Raw genomic sequence first — 15,381 nt, 5'->3', positions numbered from 1 at the left:
TTATAACATTATAAAACCCTTTGAACTGCCGCGCCCATGCCATTATATGAGACCAACCGTTTGAAGCAGCCGATCCAAACGGCTCGGCCGCACGCCTAATCCTAGAGGTTCTCATGACCGACGCGATCTCCACGCAGAAGCCCATTCCCGTCACCGTGCTCACCGGTTATCTCGGCGCCGGCAAGACGACATTGCTCAACCGCATCCTTTCCGAAAATCACGGCAAGAAATATGCGGTCATCGTCAATGAGTTCGGCGAAATCGGCATCGACAACGACCTGATCGTCGAGTCGGACGAAGAAATCTACGAGATGAACAATGGCTGCGTCTGTTGCACGGTGCGCGGCGACCTGATCCGTGTCGTCGAAGGCCTGATGCGCCGTCCCGGTCGCTTCGACGGCATCATCGTCGAAACCACGGGCCTTGCCGATCCGGTACCGGTCGCCCAGACCTTCTTCATGGACGATGACGTGCGCGCCAAGACCGAGCTCGACGCGGTCATCGCCCTTGTCGACGCCAAGCACCTGCCGCTGCGGCTGAAGGACAGCCGCGAGGCGGAAGACCAGATCGCCTTCGCCGACGTCGTCGTCATCAACAAGAGCGACCTGGTGACCCCGGAAGAGCTCGATGTGATCGAAGACATCGTCCGCGCCATCAACCCGGCCGCGCGTGTCTACAAGACCAGCCGCTCCGGCGTCGACCTCGCCCGCGTGCTCGATCAGGGCGCCTTCAACCTGGAGCGCGCGCTGGAAAACGATCCGCATTTCCTTGAGCATGGCCATGACGACCATATCTGCGGCCCGGATTGCGATCACGACCACCACCATCATGATCATGAGCATGATCACCACGGGCACGAGCATCATCACCATGGCGCCCATCAACATGGTGCCATGTCGGCGATCCATGATGTGACGGTGCAATCGGTATCGCTGCGCGGCGGTCAGATGAACCCGGAGCGCTTCTTCCCCTGGATCCAGAAGATCACCCAGACGCAGGGGCCGAACATTCTCCGCCTCAAGGGCATCATCGCCTTCAAGGACGATCCCGAGCGTTACGTCGTCCAGGGCGTGCACATGATCATCGAGGGCGATCACCAGCGGCCGTGGAAGGACGGCGAGAAGCATGAAAGCCGTCTCGTCTTCATCGGCCGCGATCTCGACCGCGAGAAGCTCGAAGCCTCCTTTAAGGCCTGCGAGGCAGCCGCCTGATGCCGACAGTTGCACCGCTTGATCTCGACGGCCACGTTCTGGCCGTCGAATTTTTAGGTGATGTCCCCTTCTTTGCCAGCGCCAACGGCACGTTTCACCGGCTGGATGGCAGCGACAGGGTTTCAGAAGCCCACCAAGGCATGCTCACCGCCATCCGCGATCCCTATAGCGAGAGCCTGATCTCGGGCGGCGAGGATGGCAAGGTGCTGCGCATCTCAGCCGACGGCAGCGTCAGCGAACTCGCCAGCGCGCCGCGCAAGTGGATCTCGCAGGTCGCGGCCGGCCCGCAAGGCGCCATTGCCTATTCCTACGGCAAGAGTTCGCTCGTGCGCCTTGCTGACGGCACGACCAAGGAATTTGCCGAGGAGCGCACGGTCGAAGGCCTTGCCTTCGCGCCGAAGGGCCTGCGCATCGCAGCCGCGCGCTATAACGGCGTGTCGCTGCACTGGATCGGTATGAACGCCAAGCCGATCGACCTCGAATGGAAGGGTGCGCATACCGGCGTCACCTTCTCGCCCGATGGCAATTTCCTCGTCACCTCCATGCAGGAAAACGCGCTGCACGGCTGGAAACTCGACAGCAAGCCCGGCGCTGAAGCCCGCCACATGCGCATGACCGGTTACCCCACCAAAGTGAAATCACTCTCCTGGTCGGTCAAGGGCAAATGGCTCGCTTCGTCAGGCGCGCCGGCGGCGATCGTCTGGCCCTTCCAGGGCAAGGACGGGCCGATGGGCAAGGCGCCGCTCGAGCTCGGCACCCGCGCCAACATCATGGCGACCGCGGTGAAGTTCCATCCGCTCGAAGATATCCTCGCCATCGGCTTCATCGACGGCATGATCCTCGCCGTGCGCATCGCCGACAGCAAGGAGGCGCTGCTGCGCCGCCCCGGCAAGGGCGCGGTCACGGCGATGAGCTGGAGCAAAAACGGCAAGCTGCTCGCCTTCGCCTCCGAAGCCGGCGATTGCGGCGTCATCGATATTTCGGCTTGAGCCTTATTGCTGGCCAGGACGACATCGTGACGGAAGCGGAAATCGTGGCGCTCGGCGCCGACCACATGCAGGCGGCCGCAACGATCAGGCGCGTGGCGCTGTGGCAGCGGCTGCCCTGGCTGCCGGATCTGCATACACCTGGTGAAGAAGAGCATTACTGGCGTATGCATCTGCTGCCGAATTGCACGATCCTCGGCGCCGCCATGGGAAACCGGCTGGTCGGCGTCATCGCCTATGGCGACGACTGGATAGAGCAGCTTTACGTTCTGCCTGACTTCCAGGGCATGGGCATCGGCTCCCTGCTTCTTGGCTGCGCCAAGGAGGAGATGGATGAAATCAGGCTCTGGACGTTCCAACGCAATATCGGCGCCCGGGCTTTCTACGAGCGGCACGGTTTTTCCATCGAGGAAGAGACCGACGGCGCCGACAATGAGGAAAAAGAAGCTGATGTGCGCTATCATTGGCGTCGGCTTCCGGAGTTGACGCCTGGCCTGCGACCATCTGGCGGCTAGAATCAGGGCTTGTCAAAAGCCTTGCCCGGGCAAAACATGAATCCGCGCAGGCATTGGCTGCGCAGTCGCCGACAGAGGAAACAGGAATGCCGAAATCGACCGGCCTTGGTCTGGCCGCGCAACAGCCGCAGTCCTTGGACAATGCATTCGTCTGGGCGGTGATCCGCGCCGAGGCAATCGAGCTTGCCGCGCGCGAACCGATCCTGCAACGGCTGCTCGCCGCGCAGATAACGGCCACCTCCGGCAGCAATGAGATCATCGCCCGCGTGCTCGCCGCACGGCTTGTTGCGACGCAGGTGGAAACGGGCGATCTGTTCGATCTGATCCTGTCCACACTCAACGACGATATCATGCGGGCGATCGAGGCCGATCTCGTCGCCGTGCGCCAACGCGACCCGGCCTGCACGACATTTCTTCACGCGCTCCTGAACCTCAAGGGGTTTCATGCACTGCAGACGCACCGCATCGCCCACGCGCTCTGGAATGCCGGCCGCTCGGAGATCGCCACCTGGCTCGCCAATCTCGCCTCGCTGGTCTTCGGCCCGGATATCCATCCGGCCGCACGGATCGGCGCTTCCATCATGCTCGACCACGGCTCGGGCATCGTCATCGGTGAAACGGCGGTGATCGAGGATGAAGTCTCGATCCTGCAGAATGTCACGCTCGGCGGCACTAGCAAGGAAACCGGCGACCGCCATCCGAAGATCCGCCATGGCGTGATGATCGGCGCCGGCGCCAAAATCCTTGGCAATATCGAAATCGGCGCCTTCAGCAAGATAGCCGCCGGCAGCGTCGTGTTGAAGCCGGTTCCCGAACATTGCACGGTCGCCGGCGTGCCGGCAACGCTGGTGCGTGTCCACCGCGCCGACGAAATCCCCGCCGAGACGATGGACCAGAATATTTAGAGCCATTCCAGCAAAAGCGTGAAGCGGTTTTGCGTCCGGAATTGCGTAAAACAAACCCCGTCCGTTACGCGGCCTGCTGATTTTCTCCGAAGGCTTCGACCCGGTTGCGGCCTTCGCGCTTCGACCGATAGAGCGCCTCATCCGCCTTCTTTACCAGCTGTTCAAAATCTCCACCGCTTTCCCCACGCGTGGCGACGCCGATGCTCAGCGTCGGAAAGACGGCCAGATCCCGCCGCTGCATAACGGCCGCGGCAAAGGCAAGACGGATGCGCTCGGCAATTGCCACCGCCTCTTCCCGGGAAATGTTTTTCAGCACCGCCAGGAACTCGTCCCCGCCTTGACGGGCGAGCAGATCGTGGGAGGACATGATGCCTCGCGAGACGCTGGCGAAAAGCCGCAGGATATCGTCGCCGGCGGCGTGGCCATGCCGGTCGTTCAACTGCTTGAAGTGATCGATATCGATGATCAGCAGCGATACCGGCTGAGAACCGAGGGCCGGCAGGCGCTGGGCAAGGCCGCCGCGATTGAGCGCGCCGGTCAGCGGATCGTGGTGGGCGAGTTCGGTCAGCTGATTTCGACTGCGCTCGGCGGCCATCAGCACCATAGCCATGCTGCGCAGCATGATGAATGCGACCGCCGATACCGCCATCCAGCTATGGGCCATACTGCCGCCGAAAGGATCCGGCCCGCCGATCTCGCCGGTCGCCGCAAGAACGCTGCGCGCCGCAAAGATCATCGCAGTGCAGACATAGAGGCCGACGAGCAGGCCGGCCGAATAAAGCTTCTCACGCCGGGCAATACCGATTGCCTCCCTTGCGACGGCAAGATCGCAGAGGCAGCAGATGACGGAGACATAGAGGAGCCTCGCCGACACCGCCGAGGGATCGCTGACAATAAGTGCGACAGGCACGCTGACGAGAAGGATGACCAGCCAGAAATAGCGCTGGTCAAGGGCCCGGCCGGCAAAGACCCGCACCGCGAAGAACATCAGCATGTAGCCGGCAATGGTCACGATATTGCCGCCGTCGACCGAAACCGAATAGGGAACGAGGTTGCGCAGCGCGACGAGGAAGGAACCGACGCCGACAAGCAGGTTGCTCAAGCCCCACCAGAGCGGCCATCTCTCGAAGCGGCCGGTCGCATAGGCTGCGAGCTGGAGGATGCCCAGCACGAAGCAGCTCACGGCAACAATGAAATAGATCGTCCTGAGATCCAGCAGCATGACGCTTTCCCGAAATTCTCGCGGACCATACAGCAAGCGTTTTGCGGTTTGATTGGGGGCTTCGCTAGAAATTTAACGATCACCGTTTTTTCAGGCGGCCCGCACCGTGCCGATGATATCTGCCAACAGGGTGTGCAACAGATCCCGGTATCCGTTTCGCGCCGAGGGGCCGCTTTCCTCCGACGTCATGACGACCGTCAGATCCAGCGACGGGACGATGTAGAGCATCTGCCCGCCATAACCCCAGGCGAAATGCACCTGTTCACCGCCGATCTGCCGAGTGAACCAGCCATAGCCATATTCGTCGCCGGAAAAATGCGAGTTTGTGTGGTGCTGCCACGACTGGGAAATCCAGTCGGCAGGCACGACCTGCTCCCCTTCCCGAGTGCGCCCTCCATTGCGGTAGAGTTCGCCGAAGGCAAGCAGGGACCGGGCGCTCATCGCCATCTGATTGCCGCCGAGATAGATGCCCTGCGGATCGCGCTCCCATGCGCCGATGCGGAAACCGTCGACCGGGCCGAACCATTCACGCGCGAGCGCCAGCGTCGACCGCCGGCTAACCCTGGTGAGAATGGCCGACAGCAGATGCGTGGATGCGGTGGAATAGAGCATGTCCCCGCCGGGCTGATCGACGAAAGGCTGGGAGAGCGCAAAACGCACCCAGTTGCGCGAGTAGACCCAGCGGCCGTAATTCGGGCCCGACATGCGATCGAGCCCGGCCTGCATGGAGAGAAGATGACCGATGGTGATATCGTTGATGCGCGGATCCGGCGCCGCGGGGAGATCGGCCTTCAGGATCGGCGCGATCTTCTGATCGGGGCCTGCCAGCAGGCCCTTGCCGATGGCAATACCGACCAGCGCCGAAATGACCGACTTCGAAGCGGATTTGATATTGGTGGATTCCGACGGCGAATGGCCGTGGAAGCCGCGTTCGGCGAGCAACCGTCCGCCGCGTGCGACGATCACCGTCTTGAGAGGCCGCATCGCCGGGTCACCAGCCGCCCGATCGAGAAGGGGATTAAGCCCCGTGAAGGTGCGGGCCGTGCTCTGGGCAGCGGCCGGCATCGCCGCGGCAAGCGGCAAACTGAAGAGAACCAGAAGAGAGAGAACGCGGATCATGCAGCGCAAGATAGGATATCAGCCTGGCATGGTCGCGGGCCGGCAGTACATTTCACGCGATTGTGTTGCTAAAGCATGTCGCGCAAAAGTGTGCAGCCGTTTTCCGGCAACGATATGCGTAGAAACAAAGAGCTAAAGCGCGTCGCATGAATCAAGTTTGACGCGACGCGCTTTAAGTGCGTGAGGCATCCCGGTGAATCCACCCGCCACCCGAAAAAACAATCCGCGCCGCAACCACGGCAGGCCCGCCTGCCTCCATGGTCAAGCGGCGCGGATATTGCCGGCCGGGGTAAGGACGTTCAACCCCGGCCGGCCGATTGCTAGGCGGCGCGGCGAAGCGGCGCGCCGGCCAGCATGCGTCCCGAGGGGACGATCATGCCGGCCGCGCCGTCAAGCCAGCCTTCCGTGAGCTCGAGCGCCAGAAAGCGCGAGCGTTCGAACGGGCCTGGCATGACAAGATGGCGGGCCTTCTCGGCAAAAAAGCCGAAACGCTCGTAATAGGCGGCGTCGCCGACGAGCAGGACGGCGCCATGCCCGCGTTTCTTGGCTTCGAGGATCGCCGCGCGCATCAGCGCCGAGCCGATGCCCTTGCCGCCAAGATGCGGCGCGACGGCGAGCGGACCGAGCAGCAGCGCATCAATCGGTGTGCCCTCGTCATTGACGCCGGCCTCGATGTTCCAGAGCCGTACCGAGCCGATGACATGACCGTCGCGATCGCGCGCGACGAGCGCCAGCCCCTCGGCCGGAACACGGTTGCGGCGGATCTTCTCCGACGACTTCTTGCGGCGGTCAGGCCCCATGACCCGGTCGAGTAGGTTTTCACGGGCAACGACATCAGACGGATTTTCGGCGTCGATGGCGAAAGTGGTAGGCGCAAAGAATGCGCGGACAGAATCAAGAACAGCGGCCATCTTGGCCTCCCGTACCCAATACCGTTATCAGCGGCGATGAACGAAAATTGTGAAATTGCCGCCCCGGCTGGTTACGGGGCCGGCGGAAACGACCTTAGATGACGTAAGCCTTCAGCGGCTCGAAACCGTTGAAAGCGACCGCCGAATAGGTCGTCGTATAGGCGCCGGTGCCTTCGATCAGGACCTCGTCGCCGATCGAAAGGGAGATCGGCAGCGGATAGAGGTTCTTCTCGTAAAGCACATCGGCCGAATCGCAGGTCGGGCCGGCGATGACGCAGGGCTCCATCTCGTCGCCGTCGTGCTCCGTGCGGATCGGATAGCGGATGGCTTCGTCCATCGTCTCGGCGAGACCGCCGAACTTGCCGATGTCGAGAAAGACCCAGCGGGCATCGTCATTGTCCGACTTCTTCGAAATCAGCACGACTTCCGCCTTGATCACGCCGGCATTGCCGACCATGCCGCGGCCCGGCTCGATGATCGTCTGCGGGATCTGGTTGCCGAAATGCGTGCGCAGCGCCTGGTAGATCGACTTGCCGTAAGCTTCTGCGGACGGAACGTCGCGCAGATACTTGGTCGGGAAGCCGCCGCCCATGTTGACCATCTGCAGGTGGATGCCCTGCTTGGCAAGCGATACGAAGACGCGCTTGGCATCGGCGAGCGCCGAATCCCACGCATCGACCTTGGTCATCTGCGAACCGACATGGAACGAGACGCCATAGGACTGAAGGCCGAGCTGATGGGCGTAGACGAGAACGTCGACGGCCATCTGCGGAACGCAGCCGAACTTGCGCGACAGCGGCCATTCGGCGCCTTCGCCATCGGTGAGCACGCGGCAGAAGACGCGGGCGCCGGGTGCGGCGCGCGAGATCTTCTCGACTTCCTCGTGGCTGTCGACGGCAAAGAGGCTGACGCCGAGCGCGTGCGCGCGGGCGACGTCGCGTTCCTTCTTGATCGTGTTGCCAAAGGAGATGCGTGCGGCGGTCGCACCGGCTTCCAGCGCCATTTCGATTTCGGCAACGGATGCGCAATCGAAATTGGAGCCGAGCCCTGCGAGCAGCTTCAGCACCTCAGGGGCGGGGTTGGCCTTGACGGCATAGTAGATGGCGCTGTCCGGCATGGCGTGACGGAAGGCATGGAAATTGTCGCGAACGACATCGAGGTCAACCACGAGGCAGGGACCGTCGGGACGTCGGGTTGCGAGAAAGTCGCGGATGCGCTGAGTGGTCATATCGTTCCCTCTTCCAATTCCAGAGCTCCGGCATCAGCCGGAGGACAAAGGGCATACGAGAACTCGCATTGGAACCAGCCGGTGGAGACCCCGGAACCATAGCAAGCGCTCGATGCGCAGATAGTGAACCAACGCCGCGATGCGGTGTAAGTTCGGCTTTGTCTGCCATGGATTGGAGGGAGAATCCCAACCGCACTTCCGGCAATGATGGTGTGCCTCTTCAGTAACCCCCGCTGATGGAAAGCAGGGAGAGAACAAAAAGGCCCGCACCGTCGTTGCTTCAGGCGTCCTCGCATTTTCCGGTTGGCCGGAATAGCGACTGGAGGGGTTAATTCCAGGTACCTTACCGATTTCCTCACCAATTCGAGGGTTCGGCGGACACCCATGGGCACGTGCGACTTTGGGCTGAGGTGGAAATAAGAATATTCGCCTTCATAATCAAGCGTTTTTTTTGATCTTGGGGTCAAAAAAATAATTGAACAGGAGGAGCCGATTTGTTCAACATTCCGAAACAGTTTAAGGGATGGCCATGGATACCTTGACCCGCATACGCGCCTTCATCGATGTCGTCGAGGCCGAAGGCTTTTCCGCCGCCGCCAGGCGCACCGGCCGCTCCAAGGCGCTGCTCTCCAAATATGTGCGCGAGCTGGAAGATGAACTCGGCGCCCTGCTGCTCAACCGCACCACCCGGCAGTTCTCCATGACCGAGGCCGGCCACACCTATTACCGTAGCGCCTCCGATATCCTCAAGGAGATCGATAACCTTGCCGACCTCGTGCGTGAAAACAATGCGCAGCTGAAGGGACGGCTGCGCATATCCGTGCCCCGCACTTTCGTCGATGCCGATGTCGGCCAGTCGCTGATCGATTTCTCCAGGGAGAACCCGGATCTTTCGCTGGAGATCGCCGCCGACGACCGGTTTGTCGACCTGATCGAGGAAGGCTTCGACGTGGCGATTCGCATCAGCAAGCTCGAAGATTCCGGCATGATCGCCCGCAAAATCTCCGATTTTCGCGTCCACCTCTGCGCCACCCCGGATTTCCTCGAACGCCATCCCGATCTTGCCCATCCGAGTGACATTTCCAACGTCCCTTTCATCGTCGATACCAATTCGCGCACCCAGGCGAGCATCCGCTTCCACAATCCCGACAACACCTCATTCACCGTCGCCGTCTCCGGCCCGATGGAGGTGAACAGTCCGCATGCGACTTTGCGCGCAGCCCTCGCCGGCATCGGCATCGCCCTCATCCCAGATTTCATCGCCCGCAAGCCGATCGAGAGCGGCGAGCTGGTGACGCTGTTCAATGATTATCTCCCGACCGACCGCGGCATCTATGCCGTCTATCCGCACCGCCGCTACCTACCGGCCAAGGTGAGGATCTTCGTCGATTATCTCAACAACTGGTTCAAGAAACATCCCTAGCGCCGCTCTTGCGGCTGCGACATCGCGCCCCGCGCCAACCCGCGGCTCTCTGAATCCAATGCGGAATCCGGTCCCAATTCCGTCCCAATTTCTGGCAAGAAGTCAGAGTCACCGAACAGGGCAGCGGAACAAATGAGATATTCGACGATATTGATGGCTGCGCTTGTTTCGCTGGCGCCGGCCGCCGCCCTTGCCCATCCGCACATCTTCGTGGAGGCGCGCCTCGAGGTCGTGGCCGGCAAGGATGGCAGCGTCGAGGAACTGCGCAATGTCTGGCGTTTCGACGAGGTTTTCTCCTCCTCGGTCGTCATGGATTTCGACAAGAACACCGATCTGAAGCTGGAGCCGAACGAGCTCGCCGAGGTCGGAAAAACGGTAAAGCAGTCGCTTGCCGAATATGATTACTACATGAACCTGACCATCGACGGGAAGAACGTCACCGTTCAGAAGCCAGACATCATCCACGTCGACTACAAGGATGGCCAGCTGCTGATGTTCTTCGCGGTCAAGCCGGTGGAGAAGATGCCGCTGAAAGGCAGGCTCAGCTTCGGCGTCTACGACCCGACGCTGTATACCTCGATCGACTTTCCCACCGACAACGAACTGGCAATCGTCGGCGACGGCTTCAAGGCCTGCAAGCATCAGGTGGTGCGGCCGGATGCCGACCAGGTGATCTCGCAGAACAAACAGTCGCTGACCGACGCCTTCTTCAATGATCCCACCGGCACCAACATGTCCAAACTCTTCGCCACCCGGCTGGAGGTCACATGCTGACGAAACGCCTGCCGTTCATCCTTGCCGCCTCGGTCTTGGCGCTACTGGCGGCGGCAAGCCTCGCCCATGCGCAATCGCCGCTCGGCATCGGCACGGCGGAACCGAGCTTCCAGCCCACCGGCGGGCCGCTCGCACCGCTTTTGCTCTATGTGAATTACGAGCAGCAGGCCTTCTACCGGGCGCTGACCGATGCCTTGAAGGCGATGCGTGAGGATCCGTGGCAACTGGCCTCGCTGATCGGCCTCTCCTTCGCCTATGGCGTCTTCCATGCCGCTGGCCCCGGTCACGGCAAGGCGGTCATTTCCTCCTACATGATCGCCAACGAGATCGAGCTGAAGCGCGGCGTGGTGATTTCCTTCATCTCGGCCTTTATTCAAGGCGTGGTGGCGGTGGCGCTGGTCGGCGGCGCCTGGCTGGTGCTGCGCGGCACCGGCATCACGCTGACGGCGGCGACCCATGCGATGGAGATCGCAAGCTTCGTCATGGTCATCCTGTTCGGCGGCTGGCTGCTGTTCCGCAAACTGCGCTCGATGCTCGGCAACATGCCGCACCGCCGGCTGATGGCGGCGTCAGCCGGTCCGGTCAGCATGATGCTCGACTGGAAGGACAATGCCGCCGAACGCCAGACCTATGCGTTCAACGGCAAGGCGCAGGCTGTCGAAGCCAGCCATACCTTTGTTCCCGGCATGGCCTGCGAGACCTGCGGCAATGCTCATGTGCCGGATCCCGCCCTGCTTGCCGGCGACAGGTTCAGTGCCCGCGAGGCATGGTCGGCGATCGTCGCCGTCGGCCTTCGCCCCTGCTCCGGCGCATTGCTGGTCATGACCTTTTCGCTGCTGAACGGGCTCTATCTCGGGGGCGTGCTGTCGGTTGCCGCCATGTCGCTCGGCACCGCGATCACCGTTTCCCTGCTGGCCACCCTTGCCGTCACCGCCAAGAGTGCCGCCGTCCGCCTATCCGGACGCGGCTCAACCGCCTCTGTCTGGATCGGCAACGCCATCGAAATCCTCGGCGCCGTGCTGGTTATCGTGATGGGGACCCTGCTCCTCGGAGCGTCGCTGCAGGGATAGTCTACTTCCCCTTGCTGCGCTGATAGCGCGCCCGCAGCCAGAAAACCGCGAAAAACGCCATGATCAGGCAGACGCCGACGGCGATCCCCAGCACCGGCGAGAAATTGCCGATCCATAAAACGATGGTCGGCAGGAAATAGAGGACGAGGCCGGCGCCGAGCAGGATGATGGCGGCGGCGATTGCCTGCGAGCGGCTCTCGGAGCTCACGCGAGCCTTTCCTTTTCCAGATCGGCGCGAATATCCTGCAGACGGCGGATCTGATTGCCGGCGGCATCGAAATTCTCCGGCGAAAGCCAGGCCTCGAAGGCATCGTTGAGCAGCGGCCATTCGGCATCGATCATCGAGAACCAGGCGGTGTCGCGGTTGCGGTGCTTGGCGATCATGTGCTGGCGGAAGACCCCTTCGAAGCTGAAGCCGTAGCGCGCCGCCGTCGTCTTGCTCGCCTCGTTCTTATTGTCGCATTTCCATTCGTAGCGGCGGTAGCCGAGCTCCTCGAAAACGTGCTTGGCCATCAGGTAATGCGCCTCGGTCGAAAGCGGCGAACGCTTCATCTCCGCACCATGCGCCACCCCGCCGATCTCGACGACGCCGTTTGCCGGGTCGGCGCGCATGTAGTTCGCCATGCCCACAATTTTGCCGGTGGCGTTGTCACGGAAGATATGGGTGAGCCAGCCGGACTTGGTGTAGACGGTTTCCAGCCAGTTGGCGAAATCCTCGATCCCGGAGAAATCGTCCTGCGCGAAATAGAGAAGCAGCGGGTTGATGCCCATGCCGCCAAGCCCGTCCCACAGCGCCTCGAGATGCTCGGCGCGCCGATAAGGTTCGACGGTGACGAAACGGCCTTTCAGCGTCACCGGCTTCGGCGCCGGGCAGCCCTTGAAATTTGCAAGATCGCGCATGTTCACTCCCCTTGTCCAGGAGTGGATAGGCCAGCCGCCCGACAAAGGCAACCGGCCTAGATGTTACTGTGACAAGGTAACTTTTGCGGAGGACACCGTCGCCTCGATATGATCGACCAGCTGGTCGGCAAGGCCGAGCCTGCCGGCAAGCAGATCGAGATAACCACGCTCGGCCCGCGAATCCGGCTCGATGGTGAGCCGCGAGGCGGTATAGAGTTCGACGCGCTGTTCTTCCGTCGTCGCGGCGGCGACCAGTGCATCGAGATCGGTCGGCGAAGCGAGTTCGCGTTCAATGAAGGCCGCAGCCTCGCCGCTGACATCGGCGGCCTTGACCTTGTCCATGATAAGGGCCCGTTCGGCATCGTCGATATGACCGTCGGCCTTGGCGGCAGCGATCATCGCGCGGATCAGCACCAGCACAAACTCATTGCTGCCGGCCGGCGAGGCCGGCCCGAAGCCGGATTCGACAGGCGGTGGCAGGAGAACCGGATTGTTGGCCGAGGGTGCATCCGAAGGGGCTGCTGGCGCCTGCCCTGCCTGGTAATTTTTGTAGGCCTGGTAGCCGAGGCCGGCGATAGCGGCAAGACCGCCGATCGCCAGGGCGTTGCCAGCAATACTCCGGCCGGTCTTGGTGCCGAGAAGCGCGGCTGCGATCGCACCGGTCTTCATCGGATTGTTCTTTGCCGTCTGCATGGCCTCGCCCGCCCTGTCGCGGACCGAGCCACCAAGGCCCGGCACCTGCGAACCCAAGAACTGGTCGAGAAGCTTCTTCGCGTCGAACATTCCTCGTCGTCTCCCTGTTAGCTGGAGGACTACATAGGTTTGCGACGGTTGGAATACAAACAGAGGAGGGGGAATTGTGCCGTGAGGCTCATCCCCTGCCCCAAACTCAGGCCTTCAGCGCCGCAGCCTCTGCTGCGAGCCTGGTGATCCCCGCCCAGTCGCCGGCCGCGACCAGTTCCTTCGGCGCCACCCAGGAGCCGCCGACGCAGATGACGTTCGGCAGCGACAGATAGTCATTGGCGTTCTTCAGCGAAATGCCGCCGGTCGGGCAAAACAGCGTGCCGGCCAGCGGCGAGGAGAGCGCCTTGAGCAGAGCGGCGCCGCCAGCCTGCTCTGCCGGGAAGAACTTCAGCACCTGATAGCCTTCTTCGCGCAAAGCCATGACCTCGCTGGCGGTCGCAGCACCGGGAAGCAGCGGCACATCGGAATCGGCTGCGGCATCGAGCAGTTCCTGCGTCGTGCCCGGGCTGACGATGAATTTCGAGCCGGCCTCGACGGCGGCTTCCCAATGGGCGGCGTTCAGGATCGTGCCGGCACCAACTTCGGCGCCCTCGACCTCGGCGGCGACGGCGCGCACGGCATCGAGTGCCGCCGGCGTGCGCATGGTGATCTCGATCGCCTTCAGACCGCCCGCGACAAGCGCGCGGGCCAGCATTACGGCCGACTTGGCATCGTCGACGATCAGGACCGGAACGACAGGCTGGAGTTTCAGGATGGAAAGGAGCTTTTCTGTTTTCTCGCCCATAGCCGTGCGACTTCCTTGAAACGATTGAATTCGACCCCGAATAACGTCCTAATGGAACCTTGTCGAGATAAAACCAATTCCTAAGACAGGGTGGGTATGAAATCCCGGGAAAGTGGGCTACCGTGCGGCATCGTCACAAAAGGTTCACTGGTATGGCGAAAGAGATCGAGCGGAAGTTCCTCGTACGCAGCGATGGATGGCGTTCCGCCGTCGAGACGAAGTCTGCACTGAAGCAGGGCTATATCGCCTCCATGGACGATCGTTCCGTCCGGGTGCGTATCCTCGATAGCAGGAAGGCGAGACTGACGATCAAGATCGGCCGCAGCGCCATCACTCGTGACGAATTCGAATACGACATCCCGATCGCCGATGCCGAGGAACTGTTGCAGAACGCGATCGGCATCGTCATCGAGAAGACGCGCTACCGTGTTCCCTATGAGGGTTTCGTCTGGGAGGTCGACGTCTTTGCCGGCGAACATCGCGGCCTTGTGATTGCCGAGGTCGAGATGACCGCAGAGACAGACGATCCAGCGCTGCCCGCTTGGCTCGGCCGCGAAGTAACCGGCGATTTCCGCTATTCCAACCAGGCCCTTGCCACAGAATATGGGCACGACAGGCATGGCCTACCGCATTCGGCCTAAGGCTGATTTCACCAGTGAATTCCGCAGCGCCGCGAAAGAGCAGCTGGACGATGCGATCGCACTGATCGAAGAACAGCCGGACGGCGCCCATGAGGCGATCCATTCCTTCCGTAAGAACCTGAAACGATTGCGCTCGCTCTACCGGCTCGTGGCCCGCGAGGCGCCGGATTTCCAGGATCGCGAAAATGCCAGGCTGCGCGATGCCGCCCGTTCGCTTTCGGCGATCCGCGATGCCAACGCCCTCATCGGCACGGCGCAATATCTGCAGCGGACTGCCCGCGAGAAAGAAGAGAGCGAGGCACTCGGCCGCATCATCACCGTGCTTGAAGGCCGCCGTGACTGGATGGCGCAGGCCGAAAGCGGCCTTAAACAGCGCTTGGCGGAAACCACCGACGTTCTGAAGGAGGCGTCCGCCGCCCTGGATGGCGTCTCGTTCAATGGCCGCCACCGCAAGAATGCCCGCAAGCTGGCGAAGAGCTGGCGCCGCACCGCACGAAAGGCGAATGCGGCGCTTGCTGCCTGCCATGGCGAGGCATCTGCCGACGACTTCCACAAGCTGCGCAAACGCACCTACGACTATCGGCTCTATCATAGCCTGTTGCGCGATGTTTGGCCCGGGGCGATGAAGGCCAAGCGCGACGCGGCCAAGGGACTCGTCGAGGATCTCGGCCATATCCATGATCTTGCCGTGCTCTCCGAACTGGTCGAGGCCGAGCCGCAGCTCTTCACCCGTAATGACGACCTAGCCCATCTGCTCGACGCCATCATCTTCCGCCAGCAGGAAGACCGGCGGCAAGCGCTTGTCAAAGCCGAAACCGTCTTCGCCGATGATCCCGACGAGGAAGCACAGCGCATCGAGCTTCTCTGGCTGACGGCCGGGAGCTAAGGCGGCATCCCTATGGCGCCAACGCCTCTGAAATATTTCAACAAGAACCTTTGACCTCAACC

At 61.9% G+C, this 15,381-nt stretch carries 17 protein-coding genes; 9 read left to right on the top strand and 8 right to left on the bottom strand.

What is annotated here, in order from left to right:
• Positions 1–113: 113 nt before the first annotated feature.
• From FHX03_RS18500 to cysE, 4 genes are all read left to right on the top strand, one after another.
• Entirely contained in the window at positions 114–1,211 is a 1,098-nt protein-coding gene (locus FHX03_RS18500) for a CobW family GTP-binding protein (RefSeq protein ID WP_097628703.1), read from the top strand.
• Positions 1,211–2,200: a WD40 repeat domain-containing protein gene (locus tag FHX03_RS18495; protein WP_097628702.1), complete on the top strand. Its 990-nt coding sequence runs from the start codon at positions 1,211–1,213 to the stop codon at positions 2,198–2,200. The genes FHX03_RS18500 and FHX03_RS18495 overlap by 1 nt, the downstream gene beginning before the upstream one ends.
• A 65-nt stretch (positions 2,201–2,265) precedes the next feature.
• Positions 2,266–2,712 carry a GNAT family N-acetyltransferase gene (locus FHX03_RS18490; RefSeq protein WP_183855058.1) on the top strand — a complete coding sequence of 149 codons (447 nt, stop codon included), beginning with the start codon at positions 2,266–2,268 and terminating at the stop codon, positions 2,710–2,712.
• An 86-nt stretch (positions 2,713–2,798) separates the two neighbouring features.
• Complete coding sequence (gene cysE, locus FHX03_RS18485) at positions 2,799–3,617, top strand: serine O-acetyltransferase (protein WP_183854911.1); 819 nt, start codon at positions 2,799–2,801, stop codon at positions 3,615–3,617.
• Between the two features lie 64 nt (positions 3,618–3,681).
• Here cysE and FHX03_RS18480 read toward each other — a convergent pair whose 3' ends face one another.
• The 4 genes from FHX03_RS18480 to odc2 all read right to left on the bottom strand — a co-directional run bounded on the left by FHX03_RS18480 (position 3,682) and on the right by odc2 (position 8,097).
• A complete protein-coding gene (locus FHX03_RS18480; protein ID WP_183854909.1) occupies positions 3,682–4,839 on the bottom strand; it encodes a GGDEF domain-containing protein in 1,158 nt (385 codons plus the stop codon).
• Between the two features lie 90 nt (positions 4,840–4,929).
• A complete protein-coding gene (locus FHX03_RS18475) occupies positions 4,930–5,958 on the bottom strand; it encodes a serine hydrolase domain-containing protein (RefSeq protein ID WP_183855056.1) in 1,029 nt (342 codons plus the stop codon).
• Between the two features lie 320 nt (positions 5,959–6,278).
• Positions 6,279–6,869, bottom strand: a complete 591-nt coding sequence (locus FHX03_RS18470) for a GNAT family N-acetyltransferase (RefSeq protein ID WP_097628698.1) — start codon at positions 6,867–6,869, stop codon at positions 6,279–6,281.
• Positions 6,870–6,963: 94 nt separating this feature from the next.
• On the bottom strand, positions 6,964–8,097 hold the full coding sequence (gene odc2 / locus FHX03_RS18465) for an ornithine/lysine decarboxylase (RefSeq protein ID WP_038691369.1): 1,134 nt from the start codon (positions 8,095–8,097) through the stop codon (positions 6,964–6,966).
• A 529-nt stretch (positions 8,098–8,626) separates the two neighbouring features.
• On the opposite strand from odc2, the gene FHX03_RS18460 reads away from it, so the two are divergent.
• The 3 genes from FHX03_RS18460 to FHX03_RS18450 all read left to right on the top strand — a co-directional run bounded on the left by FHX03_RS18460 (position 8,627) and on the right by FHX03_RS18450 (position 11,364).
• Entirely contained in the window at positions 8,627–9,520 is an 894-nt protein-coding gene (locus FHX03_RS18460; protein ID WP_097628793.1) for a LysR family transcriptional regulator, read from the top strand.
• 132 nt (positions 9,521–9,652) lie between these two features.
• Entirely contained in the window at positions 9,653–10,294 is a 642-nt protein-coding gene (locus tag FHX03_RS18455) for a DUF1007 family protein (RefSeq protein ID WP_131711054.1), read from the top strand.
• Positions 10,288–11,364 (top strand): nickel/cobalt transporter, encoded by a 1,077-nt coding sequence (locus tag FHX03_RS18450; RefSeq protein WP_183854908.1) that lies wholly within the window; start codon positions 10,288–10,290, stop codon positions 11,362–11,364. Before FHX03_RS18455 ends, FHX03_RS18450 begins: the two co-directional genes overlap by 7 nt.
• Position 11,365: 1 nt before the next feature.
• Here FHX03_RS18450 and FHX03_RS18445 read toward each other — a convergent pair whose 3' ends face one another.
• From FHX03_RS18445 to FHX03_RS18430, 4 genes are all read right to left on the bottom strand, one after another.
• Positions 11,366–11,572: a hypothetical protein gene (locus tag FHX03_RS18445; protein WP_183854906.1), complete on the bottom strand. Its 207-nt coding sequence runs from the start codon at positions 11,570–11,572 to the stop codon at positions 11,366–11,368.
• Positions 11,569–12,264, bottom strand: a complete 696-nt coding sequence (locus FHX03_RS18440) for a GNAT family N-acetyltransferase (protein ID WP_097628695.1) — start codon at positions 12,262–12,264, stop codon at positions 11,569–11,571. Before FHX03_RS18440 ends, FHX03_RS18445 begins: the two co-directional genes overlap by 4 nt.
• Before the next feature lie 63 nt (positions 12,265–12,327).
• Complete coding sequence (locus tag FHX03_RS18435) at positions 12,328–13,047, bottom strand: tellurite resistance TerB family protein (protein WP_097628694.1); 720 nt, start codon at positions 13,045–13,047, stop codon at positions 12,328–12,330.
• Between the two features lie 106 nt (positions 13,048–13,153).
• Complete coding sequence (locus FHX03_RS18430) at positions 13,154–13,792, bottom strand: 2-dehydro-3-deoxy-phosphogluconate aldolase (protein ID WP_097628693.1); 639 nt, start codon at positions 13,790–13,792, stop codon at positions 13,154–13,156.
• A gap of 152 nt (positions 13,793–13,944) precedes the next feature.
• Here FHX03_RS18430 and FHX03_RS18425 point away from each other — a divergent pair, with 152 nt between their 5' ends.
• Together FHX03_RS18425 and FHX03_RS18420 are read left to right on the top strand one after the other, a co-directional pair.
• The gene (locus tag FHX03_RS18425; protein ID WP_097628692.1) at positions 13,945–14,433 is read left to right on the top strand and encodes a CYTH domain-containing protein; all 489 of its coding nucleotides are present in this window, start codon (positions 13,945–13,947) and stop codon (positions 14,431–14,433) included.
• Positions 14,411–15,319, top strand: a complete 909-nt coding sequence (locus FHX03_RS18420; RefSeq protein ID WP_183854904.1) for a CHAD domain-containing protein — start codon at positions 14,411–14,413, stop codon at positions 15,317–15,319. The genes FHX03_RS18425 and FHX03_RS18420 overlap by 23 nt, the downstream gene beginning before the upstream one ends.
• Positions 15,320–15,381: the final 62 nt, after the last annotated feature.

The sequence above is a fragment of the Rhizobium sp. BK456 genome (genome assembly GCF_014194045.1).
Lineage (GTDB): Bacteria > Pseudomonadota > Alphaproteobacteria > Rhizobiales > Rhizobiaceae > Rhizobium > Rhizobium redzepovicii.
This window is presented reverse-complemented; position numbering and strand designations above follow the sequence as displayed.